This window comes from Pseudomonas sp. NPDC087814 (assembly GCF_044742865.1).
In the GTDB taxonomy this organism is placed as follows: domain Bacteria; phylum Pseudomonadota; class Gammaproteobacteria; order Pseudomonadales; family Pseudomonadaceae; genus Aquipseudomonas.
Genome location: NZ_JBIUVK010000011.1, coordinates 78,124 through 92,090 on the forward strand (window position 1 = coordinate 78,124; position 13,967 = coordinate 92,090).

10 protein-coding genes are annotated in these 13,967 nt (G+C 62.6%); 7 read left to right on the top strand and 3 right to left on the bottom strand.

Annotation, left to right across the window (positions count from 1 at the left end; genetic code table 11):
* The first annotated feature begins 129 nt into the window (after nucleotides 1–129).
* On the top strand, nucleotides 130–1,164 hold the full coding sequence (locus ACIOMR_RS11655) for a histone deacetylase family protein (RefSeq protein WP_008439485.1): 1,035 nt from the start codon (nucleotides 130–132) through the stop codon (nucleotides 1,162–1,164).
* Nucleotides 1,161–2,252, top strand: coding sequence for a polyamine ABC transporter substrate-binding protein (locus ACIOMR_RS11660; protein WP_093203570.1), 1,092 nt, complete (start codon nucleotides 1,161–1,163; stop codon nucleotides 2,250–2,252). The genes ACIOMR_RS11655 and ACIOMR_RS11660 overlap by 4 nt, the downstream gene beginning before the upstream one ends.
* Nucleotides 2,253–2,273: 21 nt before the next feature.
* Here the strand turns inward: ACIOMR_RS11660 and ACIOMR_RS11665 are convergent, their stop codons facing one another.
* Nucleotides 2,274–3,836 carry a PLP-dependent aminotransferase family protein gene (locus tag ACIOMR_RS11665; RefSeq protein ID WP_401194184.1) on the bottom strand — a complete coding sequence of 521 codons (1,563 nt, stop codon included), beginning with the start codon at nucleotides 3,834–3,836 and terminating at the stop codon, nucleotides 2,274–2,276.
* Between the two features lie 90 nt (nucleotides 3,837–3,926).
* Between ACIOMR_RS11665 and ACIOMR_RS11670 the strand changes: the two genes are divergently transcribed.
* From ACIOMR_RS11670 to ACIOMR_RS11690, 5 genes are all read left to right on the top strand, one after another.
* Complete coding sequence (locus tag ACIOMR_RS11670; RefSeq protein ID WP_177066896.1) at nucleotides 3,927–4,562, top strand: FMN-binding negative transcriptional regulator; 636 nt, start codon at nucleotides 3,927–3,929, stop codon at nucleotides 4,560–4,562.
* Nucleotides 4,559–5,005, top strand: a complete 447-nt coding sequence (locus ACIOMR_RS11675; protein ID WP_087694598.1) for a GNAT family N-acetyltransferase — start codon at nucleotides 4,559–4,561, stop codon at nucleotides 5,003–5,005. Before ACIOMR_RS11670 ends, ACIOMR_RS11675 begins: the two co-directional genes overlap by 4 nt.
* A gap of 13 nt (nucleotides 5,006–5,018) precedes the next feature.
* Nucleotides 5,019–5,690, top strand: coding sequence for a GNAT family N-acetyltransferase (locus ACIOMR_RS11680; protein WP_177020311.1), 672 nt, complete (start codon nucleotides 5,019–5,021; stop codon nucleotides 5,688–5,690).
* Between the two features lie 384 nt (nucleotides 5,691–6,074).
* The gene (locus ACIOMR_RS11685; protein WP_401194189.1) at nucleotides 6,075–9,047 is read left to right on the top strand and encodes an autotransporter domain-containing protein; all 2,973 of its coding nucleotides are present in this window, start codon (nucleotides 6,075–6,077) and stop codon (nucleotides 9,045–9,047) included.
* A gap of 111 nt (nucleotides 9,048–9,158) precedes the next feature.
* Complete coding sequence (locus ACIOMR_RS11690) at nucleotides 9,159–10,487, top strand: autotransporter domain-containing protein (RefSeq protein ID WP_401194192.1); 1,329 nt, start codon at nucleotides 9,159–9,161, stop codon at nucleotides 10,485–10,487.
* 70 nt (nucleotides 10,488–10,557) lie between these two features.
* Here the strand turns inward: ACIOMR_RS11690 and oadA are convergent, their stop codons facing one another.
* Nucleotides 10,558–12,366, bottom strand: coding sequence for a sodium-extruding oxaloacetate decarboxylase subunit alpha (oadA, locus tag ACIOMR_RS11695; protein ID WP_003213440.1), 1,809 nt, complete (start codon nucleotides 12,364–12,366; stop codon nucleotides 10,558–10,560).
* Between the two features lie 11 nt (nucleotides 12,367–12,377).
* Entirely contained in the window at nucleotides 12,378–13,793 is a 1,416-nt protein-coding gene (locus ACIOMR_RS11700) for an acetyl-CoA carboxylase biotin carboxylase subunit (protein ID WP_003213442.1), read from the bottom strand.
* Between the last annotated feature and the right edge of the window lie 174 nt (nucleotides 13,794–13,967).

The following is a 13,967-nucleotide window of genomic DNA, read 5'->3' on the forward strand; positions in this document are numbered from 1 at the left end:
CCATTTCGGGGCGAATTGCGGTCACACACTTTGGCCATATTTATCCCCTTTTGGCCGCTCCTGCCATTCTCATTAATCCCACCCGCCGCAAGACTGGACTCACCGATTCAGCCTGCGGAGAACAACAATATGCTGACGATCTACTCGGACGATCACCACCTGCACCATGGCCGGTGCGAGTTGATGGACGGGCAACTGATGCCGTGTTTCGAAATGCCCTCGCGCGCCGACCATGTGTTGCAACGGGTCAAGGACCGCGAACTGGGCCCGGTGCAAGCGCCTGAGGATTTTGGCCTGGCGCCGCTGCAACGTATTCACAGCCCCGCGTACCTGGACTTCTTCAAAGGCGCCTGGCAACGCTGGACGGCATTTGGCCAGGACGGAGACTTGCTGCCCTACACCTGGCCCGCACGCACCTTGCGTCGGGTCATCCCCACCAGCCTGCACGGCCAGCTCGGCTATTACAGTTTCGACGGCGGCGCGCCGATCACCGCCGGCACCTGGCAAGCGGCCTACAGCGCGGCGCAAGTCGCTCTCACCGCGCAACAGGCGATCCAGCAAGGCGCCCGCAGTGCCTTCGCCCTGTGCCGTCCGCCCGGGCACCACGCCGCCAGCGACTTGATGGGCGGATATTGCTACCTCAACAACGCGGCGATCGCAGCCCAGGCGTTTCTCGACCAGGGCCACACAAAGGTGGCCATCCTCGACGTGGACTACCACCACGGCAACGGTACCCAGTCGATTTTCTACGAGCGCGACGATGTGCTGTTCACCTCGATCCACGGCCATCCGGAGGCGGAATTTCCGTTCTTCCTGGGCTACGCCGACGAGCTGGGCGAAGGCGCCGGTGAGGGTTTCAACTTCAACTATCCGTTGCCCGCAGGTTCTGGCTGGGACCGCTGGAGCGCCGCGCTGGAGCAGGCCTGCGGGGATATCGAGCGCTACGGCGCCGACATCATCGTGGTCTCGCTGGGCGTCGACACCTTCAAGGACGACCCGATCTCCCAGTTCAAGCTCGACAGCCCCGACTACCTGGCGATGGGCGCGCGAATCGCCCGCCTCGGCAAACCGACGCTGTTTGTGATGGAAGGCGGCTACGCCGTGGAAGAAATCGGCATCAATGCCGTCAACGTTCTCGAAGGTTTTGAGGGATTCGCCCAATGAACATGCTCAAGCATCTCGTCCTCTGCGCCGCCGTGCTGAGCGGGGCCGCGCACGCCGAAGAAAGAACCCTGCGGGTCTACAACTGGTTCGACTACATCACGCCCAAGGCCCTGGAAGATTTCAAGGCGCAGAACCCCAGCGTCAAGCTGGTCTACGACATCTTCGACACCAACGAAGCCCTGGAGGCCAAGCTGCTGACCGGCAACTCCGGCTATGACGTGGTCGTGCCCTCCAACGTGTTCCTGGCCAAGCAGATCGAAGCCTCGGTGTTCCAGCCGCTGGACCGCAGCAAACTGCCCAACTGGAACCACCTCGATCCCAAGTTGATGAAGCTGATCGAGGCCAACGACCCCGGCAATAAATTCGCCGTGCCCTACATGTACGGCACCATCCTGATCGGCTTCAACCCGGACAAGGTCAAGGCCGCGCTGGGGGCCAACGCCCCCGTGGACAGCTGGGACCTGATCTTCAACGTCGAGAACATCAGCAAGCTCAAGCAATGCGGCGTGGCGCTGCTGGATTCGCCGTCGGAAATCCTGCCCCTGGCCTTGCAACACCTGGGCCTGGACCCCAACAGCAGCAACCCGGCGGACTATGTCAAAGCCGAAGCACTGCTGATGAAGATCCGCCCGTACATCACCTATTTCCATTCGTCCAAGTACATGGCTGACATTGCCAACGGCGACATCTGCGTGGCGGTCGGCTATTCCGGCAGCTTCTCCCAGGCCGCCAACCGCGCCAAGGAAGCCAAGAACGGTGTGACCGTGGACATGCGGCTACCCAAAGAAGGCGCGCCGATCTGGTTCGACATGCTTGCCATCCCCAAAGGCGCCAAGGACCCGGAAGACGCCTACGCCTTTATCAACTACCTGCTGCAACCGGGCGTGATCGCGCCGATCAGCGATTTTGTCGGTTACCCCAACCCCAACAAGGACGCCACCGGGTTGGTGGATCCGGCGATTCGCAACAACCCCAACCTGTACCCGACCGAGGCGGCCATGGCCACGCTGTATACCCTCAAGCCCCTGGGACGTGACGCCGAACGAGCCAGGACCCGCGCCTGGACCAAGATCAAGTCCGGCACCTGATCGGTTGCCGCCGGTTGCGCCTCAGTGCGCAACCGGCGCGCGCCAAACCTGGCCCAAGCGCTTCAACGCCTGGCTGATCTGTGCCTCGGGCACGGCAGCAAACCCCAATACCAATCCGGCACGCTGATCCTGCGGCGTGAGTGACTCCGGCAACCAATAGCTGCTCAAGCCATTGACCTCCACACCCACTGCCGCCGCCTGTTGGATCAGCGCCTGTTCCCGCGCCAGGCTGTCGACCCGCACGGTCAGGTGCAGCCCGGCCGCCACCGACGGCAGGCGGCCAACGCCTTCAATGTCGGCAGGCCATTCGGCCAATAGCGCATTGAGCCGGCTCTGCGCGGCGCGGCGCATGCGGCGTACATGGCGCTGAAAATGCCCGGTCGCCATGAACTCCGCCATCACCGCCTGAGTGCTGACTTCCGAGTGGCGCACGTCCACCGCGCGGCGCCGGGCAAAGGCCTGGACCAGGCCGACCGGCAACACCAGGTAGCCCAGGCGCAGCGCCGGAAAGGCCACCTTGCCGAAAGTCCCGACATACAGCACCCGCCCCGTGCGATCGAGGGCCGCCAGTGGCGCCAGGGGCGCGCCGCTGTAGCGGTACTCACCGTCGTAGTCATCCTCGACGATCCAGCCGCCCGTACGCTCGGCCCAGGCCAGCAGTTCCAGGCGCCGGGCCAGGCTCATCACCACGCCGGTGGGGTATTGATGGGACGGGGTGACGTAGGCCAGGCGGCAACCGCCGAGGCGGTTCAAGGCAGCGCAGTCGATGCCCTCGCTGTCCACCGTCACGCCATGCAATTGGCCGCCCGCCACCGCGAACGCATGGCCTGCTGCCCGATACCCCGGATTCTCGATGGCAACCTCATCGCCGGGCTCCACCAGCAGCTGTGCACAAAGGCTGATTGCCTGCTGCGCGCCACTGGTGATCACTATTTGCTCAGCCGTGCACTGCATGCCGCGAGAACTGCGTAAATAGGCCGCAATCAATCCACGCAGGCGCGCGTCGCCCGCCGGGTCGCCATAACACAGTTGCTGCAAGTCCGGCTTGCGCCAGAAAGCCGCATTCAGCTTGGCCCACACGTCAAACGGGAACAGATCGAAAGCCGGTACGCCCACCCGGAAGGCCCTCGGCGGACCACTGGGCGGAAGCGCCAAATGATTGTTTTCCACCCGCGCCAGCGCACCGCTGTGGATAACTTGACTGGACGAAAACACAGGTAAATCCGGGCGCTTTGTGGATAAACCTGGGGATAAGCCTGTTGATAACCCTGTGGACACTTTTGTGGATAGTTTTTTTGCGGGCGTCGACGTCTGCGGCAATTGCGCCACATAGGTGCCATCACCCACGCGGCCTTCGATAAATCCTTCGGCATACAGTTGGTCGTAGGCGCGAACCACACTGTTGCGCGAGATCGACAGTGCCGCCGCCAGGTCACGGCTGGCGGGGAGCCGGGTGCCACTGACTAACCGGCCATCCAGTACTCGCTGGCGCAGCGCCTGATAGAGCTGGCGGGTGAGTCCCTGGCGGCGGTCCAACTCGATACCCGCCGGGTTGAACGAGAGCGGTGGTTCTAGCGCAGGCATGGAATTGGACCTATAAAATTGACTGTAGATGGCTCTTACAACGAACCAATAGCCTGCCTAGGATGCAGGCATTCGCCAAGGAAAATCTTCATGTACACACCACGCGCCTTTGCCCTCGATGACTTGCCCGAAATCCAGCAACTGATCCAGCACACGCGCCTGGCGCAACTGGTGACCTTGGGCGAACAAGGCCTGCAAGCCAGCCATTTGCCGCTGCTGCTCAACCCGGATGAAGGGCCCAACGGCACCCTTTACGGGCACATGGCCAAGGCCAATCGCCAATGGCAGGACCTGCAAAATGGCGGCGAGGCCCTGGTGATTTTTGCCGGGGCCGAGGCCTACATCAGCCCGTCGTTCTACCCGGCCAAGGCCGAACACGGCAAAGTGGTGCCGACATGGAATTACATCGCGGTACACGCATACGGCACCGGCGAAGTGTTCACCGACGCCGAGCGCCTGCTCGAACTGGTCAGCGCCCTCACCGACCGCCATGAAGGCAATCGCGCCCAACCCTGGAAAGTCAGCGACGCCCCGGCCGACTACATCGACGGCATGCTCAAGGCCATCGTCGGCTTTGCCCTGCCGATCCAACGCCTGGAAGGCAAACGCAAACTCAGCCAGAACCGCAGCCCGGCGGACATCGCCGGCGTTCGCGACGGCCTGGCTGCCAGCACCGACGTACGCGACCAGACCCTCGCCCGCTTTATTCCCAAGGAGCCATCATGAGCCAGATCGAAATCCGCCAGGTCAGCGCCGCCGACCACGCCGCTTGGTTGCCCCTGTGGCAAGCCTACCTGCGCTTCTACAACACCGAGCTGCCCGACGCCGTCAGCCAGAACACCTGGCAACGCTTGATCGACGCCAATGAGCCGACCCACTCGGCCCTGGCCTGGCAAGACGGCAAGGCCATAGGCATGGTCAATTTCATCTACCACCGTTCCAACTGGAGCATCGAGAACTCCTGCTACCTGCAGGATTTGCTGGTAGATCCGGCCCAGCGCGGCACCGGCGTCGGCCGCAAGCTGATCGAATTCGTCTACGCCACCGCCAAGGCCGACGGTTGCTGCAAGGTCCACTGGCTGACCCACGAGACCAACGCCACCGCCATCCAGCTGTACGAACGCATCGCCGAACGCCCCGGTTTTATCCAGTTTCGCAAAGGTCTTTAAGGAGAAGCACAGCATGACGACATCATTGGCCGACTGGAAAGGTGTCCCGGCGCCCACCGTCACCCTTATCGAAGGGCGCTTCGTGCGCCTGGAAAAACTCGACCCCGCCCGCCACGGCGATGACCTGTTCAACGCCCTGCAAGGCCCCGGCGCGGATCCGAAGCTGTGGGACTATTTGCCTTACGGCCCATTCCCCGAGCGCGCCGCCTTCGATGCCTGGCTGAACAACCACGCGTCCCACAGCGACCCGTACTTCTTCAGTGTGATCGACAAAGCCAGCGGCGAGGTGCAAGGCATCCTCAGCCTGATGTCCATCGTGCCCGAGCAAGGCCGCATTGAAATCGGCCACGTGACCTTCGGCGCCCCGATGCAACGTTCACCGAAAAGCACCGAGGCGGTGTACCTGCTGGCCAGGCACTCGTTTGAGCTGGGCAATCGCCGCCTGGAGTGGAAGTGCAACAACGCCAACGCCCGCTCCAAAAACGCCGCCGAGCGTTTGGGTTTCAGTTTTGAAGGGGTGTTTCGCCAGCACACCGTAGTGAAGGGAAAGAACCGGGATACGGCGTGGTATTCGATCCTGGATGGGGAATGGCCGGCGATTGGGGCCGGGTTTGAAGCGTGGCTGTCGGATGCAAACCAGACCGGTTCGGGACAGTTGAAAACGCTGGTGGAGTGCCGTACCTAAGCCACCCTGCCACCCCCTGACAAATGTGGGAGCGGGCGTGCTCGCGAAAGCGGTGTATCAGTCACAAATGTATTGACTGACCCACCGTCATCGCGGGCAAGCCCGGCTCCCACATTGTATCTTCAGCGTATCCGAGCCTTGTGCTCAGCCAACCCCGCCCATCTTCAACCCAAACGGCCTGAGCGCCGCATTCAACGACTTGAGCGTCTGATTGCCCTCGCCGTGTTCGATATACACCAGAGTACGCACGTGCACATCGACATTTGGTTCAGCATGGTGACCTCCCCCCAAACGACGCACCACCTCAGTAACCTCCCCGCCATCATTCTGTAAAAAACCTCCGCTATACAGGTCGACTCTTTTCCAAAAATAAGGACGTCTGCCATGCCTCCGTCACCCCAGCGCCTCGTACTCACCCTCGGCCTGCTGGTGGGCAGCGGCTTTGCTGACGCAGCCCCGACCCCACCCAAGACATTGCAGATCGACACACCGACCACCACCGGGCAAACCCTGGGCGGCAGTGACTCGCTGACGATCTCGGCACCCGGCAGCATCACCACCAGCAAAGTGGCCGTGACCCTGAAGGACGGCACCCGCGACAATGGCGTGGTGATCGACAACGCCGGCAGCATTACCTCCACGGGTGGCCGGGCCATCGACAGCAGCGGCAGCCTCACCGGTACGCGCAACTACAGCATCTACAACCGAGCCGGCGGCGTGATCCAGGGCGCCAACGACGCGCTGCGCATCGACAGCAACTTCGCCAGCGGCAGCCTGCTGATCGACAACAACGGCACCATTCGCTCCGCCACCGGCCAAGGGCTGGACCTGGATGCGATCCGCAGCTCCAACGTCACCACCACTATCATCAACCGCCAAGGCGGGCTGATTCGCGGCGACGCCAGCGACGGCATGAAGACCGGCGGCAACGCTACGATCACCAACTACGGCGAGATTTCCACCGGCGACACCCACTCGCGCGATGACAAATTCGACGGCGTCGACATCGACTCCGCTACTGGCGTGACCGTCACCAACTACGGCCTCATCTCCGGCGGCCGCCACGGCATCACCACCGACCTGGGCGCCACGCTGACCAACTACGGCACGGTAATCGGCCGCAACGGCTCGGGCTTTGGTTCCGACGGCGATGGCACGGTGATCAACCATGGCACTATTACTGGCGCATTTTCCGGACTGCAGCCGGACGGCGATGGTGACGGCGTGGACATCGACAAGATTGCCCACATTGAAAACTACGGCATCATCCAGGGCGTCGGCGCCGGCGGTGTCGACAAGAACGGCTTTGCCAACGGCAGCGAAGGCATCGCCCTCGGCGGTGGCTACGTGTTCAACGGCGTGGGTGCATTGGTAAGCGGTGCCAACAACGCGGTGCTAGTGGACGACGGCAGCGACGGCCCGGGACTCGCTGCAACCACCCTGATCAACCATGGCACCATTCAGGGCCTGAACGGCTTTGGCGTGAAGTTCGTCGGCGAGTTTGCCGACACGGTGGTCAACGCCGGCGTGATCAGCGGCAGCAACGGCCTGGCCCTGGATTTGGGCGGCGGCGATGACACGCTGACCCTGCTCGGCGGCAGCCGCTTTGTCGGCGTGGTGGATGGCGGCACCGGATATGACCGCGTGATCATGGACGACGCCGCCGGCGGCAGTTTTGGCGACAGCCGCAACTTCGAATGGCTGGACGTGAAACAAGGCACCTGGACCCTCACCGGCAGCGGCGACTTCAGCGACGGCGGCGAGATTTTCAGCGGCGCCAAGCTGATCAACCAGGGCGGGATCGCTGGCAACCTGACCGTCGATGAAGGCGGTATTTATGCCGGTGGCGGCAGTGTCGGCAGCCTGTTGGTCAAAGGCACCTTGCAGACCAACACCGCCCTCGGCACCGCCAGCATCACCCGCGACCTGACGATGACCAGCGGCTCGACCCTGGCCTATGGCGTGAATGCCGACGGCAGCAGCGCACCGGTCCAGGTCGGCGGCACCGCGTACCTGAATGGCGCGACCCTGGCGGTCAATCCCGGCACCGGCACCTACCCGTGGCAGAGCCACTACACGGTACTGCAGGCCGGCAGCATCAATGGCACGTTCGGCAAGGTCACCAGCGACTATGCCTTCCTCACCCCCACCCTGGATTACAGCCCTACCCAGGTCGGCCTGACCTATTCCCGCAATGACGTGGCGTTCAATCAGTTCGCCAACACCGGCAACGGCACCCGCGCCGCCAACGCCCTGGCGAGCCTGGGCAAGAACAACGCGTTGTACAACGCCTTGCTCAACACCACCAACAGCAGCGCCGGTGCCGCCATCGAGCAATTGGCCGGCAGCAGCACCGCCAACCTGACCAGTGCCACCCTCGGCGCCAGCGCCCAGGTCGGCAACAGCATGTTGAACGCCATGCACCAACTGGGCGGCGGTGCCGGACTGCTGGTGGGCCTTGATCAAAAAGACACCCCCGTACTGGCCGCCACCGGCGTACCCGCCGAAGCCCGCAACCTCAACGACCCCAACGCCCGGGGCCGCCTGTGGCTGCAAGGTATCGGCAGCTACGGCAAGCTCGACGGCGACCACGGCAGCAATGGCCTGACCCAGCGCACCAAAGGCAGCGTGCTGGGGGCCGATTGGGCGCTCGATTCGGACTGGCGCGTGGGCGTGCTGGGCGGTTATTCGAAGACCGACCTGGACACCACCGGCGTCGACGGCAGCGTCGATAGCTGGCACGCCGGCGTCTACGCCATGCGCCAGAGCGGACCGCTGGCCTTGCGCCTGGGTGCTGCGTACAGCGGGCACCAGGGAGACAGTAAACGTACGGTGGCCTTTGACGGTTTCAACGATCGGCCCAAAGGTGACTACGACGCCAACAGCCAACAAGCCTTCGCCGAACTGGGTTATGCCATGGGCAGCGGGCGCCTGAGCGCCGAGCCGTTCGCCAACCTCGGCTACCAGCGCTACCACCGCGACAGCTACAACGAAAAAGGCGGCGCCGCCGCCCTGCATGTCGACGGGCAAACCCAGGACAATTTCAGCAGCACCTTCGGCCTGCGCCTGGCGCACTTGAGCCAGCTGGACAACGGCATCAGTCTCACACCGCGGGTCAGCGCCGGCTGGAAACATACCTACGGCGACGTGGACAGCAGCACCCGCCAGGCCTTCCTGATGGGCGGCACCGCGTTCAACGTCGAAGGCAGCGCCCTGGACCGCGACAGCCTGTTGCTGGAAGCCGGGCTGGATATAGGCCTGTCGGCACGCCATACCCTCGGCGTGGGCTACAGCGGCGAAATAGGCAGTAACAGCCGCAATCACGGGCTGATCGGGCAATGGCAGATGAGTTTTTAATCGCGGCCCACTAGAGACATCTCTGGCAGGCAAAGGGTGGATGGCCTGACATTTATCCGCCCTTTACCCCGCTAGATTTCCCGACCTCATACATCAAGAGGTCGGACCTGCATGCCACTCCTTCAGAAACAACTCGCACTCGCCATCACCTTCGCGCTGGGTGCCACCAACGCTCAATTCGTCCAGGCGCGAGGGGACATCGACCCAGACAGCGAGTGGTTCATCCCGGCGCCAGAGGTCGGCCAGCAAGGCCACCAGCGCCCCAAGCCACCCAAGCCCACTCCCGACTTTAACTTCAACGACCACGCCACCACCCGTAACGGCCAGCAGGTTGCCCGCGTACTGGACTCTGCCGTGGACACCCTCATCAAGTCGGGCGAACTCAATGACTGGGAGGAGTACGAACTGGACAATATCGCCCGGGAACTTGGCAGGCTGGCACCGGGCCGTGTGGGTGCAGTTCTGGAGCAACTGGCAGGCAGCCAGAACGCCAACCTTGGCGCCGCCACTCAAGACAGCATGAAACAGCTCAACAGCAGCCTGCTTTCAGTCATGCGCCGGACAGGCGACGAACGCAACCTTACGGATGCCGAAGGCAATGGCCACGTATGGCTCCAGGCCCTTGGCAACGCTGGCAAGCTTGAAGGACAGCACGGTAGCGTGGGCCTGCAGCAACACACCCAAGGCCTGATGCTGGGCGGCGACTGGGCAGTGGACGATGCCTGGCGGGTGGGTGTGATGGGCGCCAAGTCCGCCAGCGACCTGAACGCCATACGCTTCAAGGGCGAATTGGACAGCTGGCACCTCGGCGGTTACGCCGTGCGTCAGGACGGCCCCCTTGCATTGCGCCTGGGGGCGATCTACAGCAGCCATGCCGGCCAAACCCAACGCACCGTAGACTTTGATTTCGTTGAGCGCCGCGAGCAGTCCAAAGGCAAATACAACGCCCAAAGCCAGAACGCTTTCGCCGAGCTGGGCTATCAACTGGACAAGGGCAGTTTCAGCGTCGAACCCTATGCGGGGATCGGCTACCAGCGCTATCACCGCGACCGCTACAAGGAAAAAGGCGGCTTTACAGCGCTGAATGTCGGCGCCCAGACCCAGGAAAACCTCAGCAGCACCTTCGGCTTGCGCCTGGCCAGTGCCTTTACGCTGGACAACCAGATGGCCCTCAAGCCGCACCTGAGCACAGGCTGGAAGCACCTCTACGGTGACGTGAGCAGCACCGTGCGCCAGTCCTCCGCGTGGGTAAAACGGCCGGGCTTCAACAGTGACTTCACCATCGAAGGCACCTCCCTGGACCGCGACAGCCTGGCGCTGCACACCGGGGTGGACCTGGCGCTGTCGACCCGGCACACCGTGGGCCTGGCCTATACCGCCGAGGTCGGCACCCACAACCGTAACCAGGGCTTGCTGGGCCAGTGGACCCTGGCGTTCTGATTATTGCGGGCGAAAAAAAAGGGGGCACATGCCCCCCCGAGGTTTAAGCGGTAGTTTCGAAGGCTGTTGATCAGCCTTCGATTTCAATCAGGATTTCACCCGGGTTGACCCGGTCGCCCTTGGCCACGTGTACGGCGGTGACCTTGCCGGCGATCGACGCCTGTACTTCGGTCTCCATCTTCATCGCTTCAGTGATCAACACAGCCTGGCCGGCCTTCACCACGTCGCCTTCCTTGACCAGCACGTCGACGATGTTGCCCGGCATCGCCGTGCTGACATGGCCTGGCGCGGTGGCGTGCTTGCGCTTGCTGCCGCCACTGCTGACAAACTCGTTGAGCGGCTCGAACACCACTTCTTCCGGCATGCCGTCGATGGACAGGTAGAAGTGGCGCTTGCCTTCGGCCTTGACGCCCACCCCGGTGATGTCCACGCGATAGCTTTCGCCGTGCACGTCGATCACGAACTCGGTCGGCACACCTTCACCACCGGCACGGGCCACGCCGCCGGCTTCAGGAATCGGCAACAGCACTTCAGGGCTCAAGGTGCCGGCGTCGCGCTCTTCAAGGAATTTGCGCCCGATGTCCGGGAACATCGCGTAGGTCAGTACGTCTTCTTCGGACTTGGCCAACGCGCCAATTTCGCCGCGCAACTTGGTCATTTCCGGCTTCAGCAGATCTGCCGGGCGATGGTCGATCACCTCTTCGCTGCCGATGGCCTGGCGCCGCAGTTTTTCATTCACGATGCCCGGCGCCTTGCCGTAGCCGCCTTGCAGGTACAGCTTCACTTCGTTGGTGATGGTCTTGTAGCGCTCGCCGGCCAGCACGTTGAAGAACGCCTGGGTACCGACGATCTGCGAAGTCGGGGTGACCAGCGGCGGGAAGCCAAGGTCTTCACGAACTCGCGGGATTTCGGCCAGCACTTCGCTCATGCGGTTCAGCGCGCCCTGCTCTTTCAGCTGGTTGGCCAGGTTGGAAATCATCCCGCCCGGTACCTGGTTGACTTGCACGCGGGTGTCGACGGCGGTGAATTCGCTTTCGAACTGGTGGTACTTCTTGCGCACGGCGTAGAAGTACAAACCGATTTCCTGCAGCAGTTCCAGGCTCAGGCCGGTGTCGAATTCGCTGCCTTTGAGGGCCGCGACCATCGACTCGGTACCCGGGTGGCTGGTGCCCCAGGCGAAGCTGGAAATGGCGGTGTCGATATGGTCGGCACCGTTTTCGATGGCCTTGAGCTGGCACATCGAAGCCAGGCCCGCAGTGTCGTGGGAGTGGATGAAGATCGGCAGGCTCTGCTCGGCCTTCAGCGCCTTGACCAGCTCGCCGGTGGCGTATGGCGTCAGCAGGCCGGCCATGTCCTTGATCGCCACCGAGTCGCAACCCATGGCTTCCATTTGCTTGGCCTGGGCCACGAACGCCTCGATGGTGTGCACCGGGCTGGTGGTGTAGGCGATGGTGCCCTGGGCATGTTTGCCGGCGGCTTTTACCGCTTCGATGGCCACTCGCAGGTTACGCACGTCGTTCATCGCGTCGAAGATGCGGAACACGTCGATGCCGTTGACGGCGGCCTTGGCGACGAAGGCTTTGACCACATCGTCGCTGTAGTGGCGGTAGCCCAACAGGTTCTGGCCACGCAGCAGCATTTGCAGGCGCGTGTTGGGCAACGCCGCGCGCAGTTTGCGCAGGCGCTCCCACGGGTCTTCTTTCAGGAAGCGTACGCAGGCGTCGAAGGTCGCGCCTCCCCAGACTTCCAGGGACCAGTAGCCGACTTTGTCGAGCTTGTCGCAGATCGGCAGCATGTCGTCGGTGCGCATGCGGGTCGCCAGCAACGATTGGTGGGCGTCGCGCAGGATGGTGTCGGTTACGAAGATCTTCTTGCTCATTCTTATATTCCTCACAGGCCTGCGTGGGCGGCGATGGCGGCGGCGATGGCCAGGGCCAGCTCTTCGGGTTTGCGCTTGATCGAGTAGTTGGTCAGCTCAGGGTGGCTTTCCACAAAACTGGTGTTGAACTGGCCGCTGCGGAATTCCGGGTTGCGCAGGATTTCCTGGTAATAGGCGGCGGTGGTCTTCACGCCTTGCAGGCGCATGTCGTCCAGGGCGCGCAGGCCGCGGTCCATGGCTTCTTCCCAGGTCAACGCCCACACCACCAGCTTCAGGCACATCGAGTCGTAGAACGGTGGGATGGTGTAGCCGGTGTAGATCGCCGTGTCGGTACGCACGCCGGGACCGCCGGGTGCGTAGTAACGGGTGATCTTGCCGAAGCTGGGCAGAAAGTTGTTCTTCGGGTCTTCGGCGTTGATGCGGAACTGCAACGCAAAACCCCGGTGCTGAATGTCTTCCTGCTTGACCGACAGCGGCAGGCCCGACGCAATGCGGATCTGCTCACGCACAATGTCGATGCCGGTGATTTCTTCGGTAATGGTGTGTTCCACCTGCACCCGGGTGTTCATCTCCATGAAGTACACCTCGCCCTCGGCGAGCAGGAACTCCACGGTGCCAGCGTTCTCGTAGCCCACGGCCTTGGCCGCGCGCACCGACAGGTCGCCGATGTAGGCACGCTGTTCAGGGGTCAGCTGGGGGCTAGGGGCGATCTCGATCAGCTTCTGGTTACGGCGCTGGATCGAGCAATCGCGCTCGAACAGATGCACCACATTGCCGAAGCTGTCACCGAGGATCTGCGCCTCGATGTGCTTGGGATTGACGATGCATTTTTCCAGGAACACTTCCGCCGAACCGAAGGCCTTGGTGGCTTCGGAAATTACCCGGGGGAAGGCTTGTTCGAGTTCTTCACGGCTGTTGCAGCGACGGATACCGCGACCGCCACCACCGGAGGTGGCCTTGAGCATCACCGGGTAACCAATGCGGTCGCCTTCGGTGAGGGCTTCGGCGATGTCGGCAACGTTGCCTTCGGTGCCCGGGGTGACCGGCACACCGGCCTTGATCATGCTGCGGCGGGCTTCGGTCTTGTCGCCCATGCGGCGAATCACTTCGGCCGATGGGCCGATGAACTTGATCCCACGTTCGGCGCAAATATCTGCCAGCTCGGCGTTTTCCGAGAGGAAGCCGTAGCCGGGGTGCAGCGCGTCGCAACCGGTTTCCACCGCCAGGTTCACCAGCTTGCGCGGGTTCAGGTAACCGGCCAATGGCTCGGCACCGATGCTGTGGGCTTCATCTGCACGCTTTACATGCAGGGCATGGCGATCGGCATCGGAATAGACCGCGACCGAACGAATGCCCATCTCGGCGCAGGCACGCACGATACGTACGGCAATCTCACCACGGTTGGCGATCAGGATCTTTTTTATCACTTGGAAATTCCCTTGAGCCGATTGCTACCTACTTCGACCCTGGAAGCGGGTCGGCGCGTGACCAAATGTTTCATGGCAGTCGCGTGACACACACTATGCCCCTGCAGGGATTAACAAAAATCAATAATTATTGGGTTGTGTATAAGCAAAGGCTTATAGTCGTCGCATCAAGGG

What these genes read in the sequence shown, in the direction of transcription:
- ACIOMR_RS11655 (WP_008439485.1), top strand. Translation starts at nt 130, where the DNA reads ATGCTGACGATCTACTCGGACGATCACCACCTGCACCATGGCCGGTGC.
- ACIOMR_RS11660 (WP_093203570.1), top strand. Translation starts at nt 1,161, where the DNA reads ATGAACATGCTCAAGCATCTCGTCCTCTGCGCCGCCGTGCTGAGCGGG.
- ACIOMR_RS11665 (WP_401194184.1), bottom strand. Translation starts at nt 3,836, where the DNA reads ATGCCTGCGCTAGAACCACCGCTCTCGTTCAACCCGGCGGGTATCGAG.
- ACIOMR_RS11670 (WP_177066896.1), top strand. Translation starts at nt 3,927, where the DNA reads ATGTACACACCACGCGCCTTTGCCCTCGATGACTTGCCCGAAATCCAG.
- ACIOMR_RS11675 (WP_087694598.1), top strand. Translation starts at nt 4,559, where the DNA reads ATGAGCCAGATCGAAATCCGCCAGGTCAGCGCCGCCGACCACGCCGCT.
- ACIOMR_RS11680 (WP_177020311.1), top strand. Translation starts at nt 5,019, where the DNA reads ATGACGACATCATTGGCCGACTGGAAAGGTGTCCCGGCGCCCACCGTC.
- ACIOMR_RS11685 (WP_401194189.1), top strand. Translation starts at nt 6,075, where the DNA reads ATGCCTCCGTCACCCCAGCGCCTCGTACTCACCCTCGGCCTGCTGGTG.
- ACIOMR_RS11690 (WP_401194192.1), top strand. Translation starts at nt 9,159, where the DNA reads ATGCCACTCCTTCAGAAACAACTCGCACTCGCCATCACCTTCGCGCTG.
- oadA (WP_003213440.1), bottom strand. Translation starts at nt 12,366, where the DNA reads ATGAGCAAGAAGATCTTCGTAACCGACACCATCCTGCGCGACGCCCAC.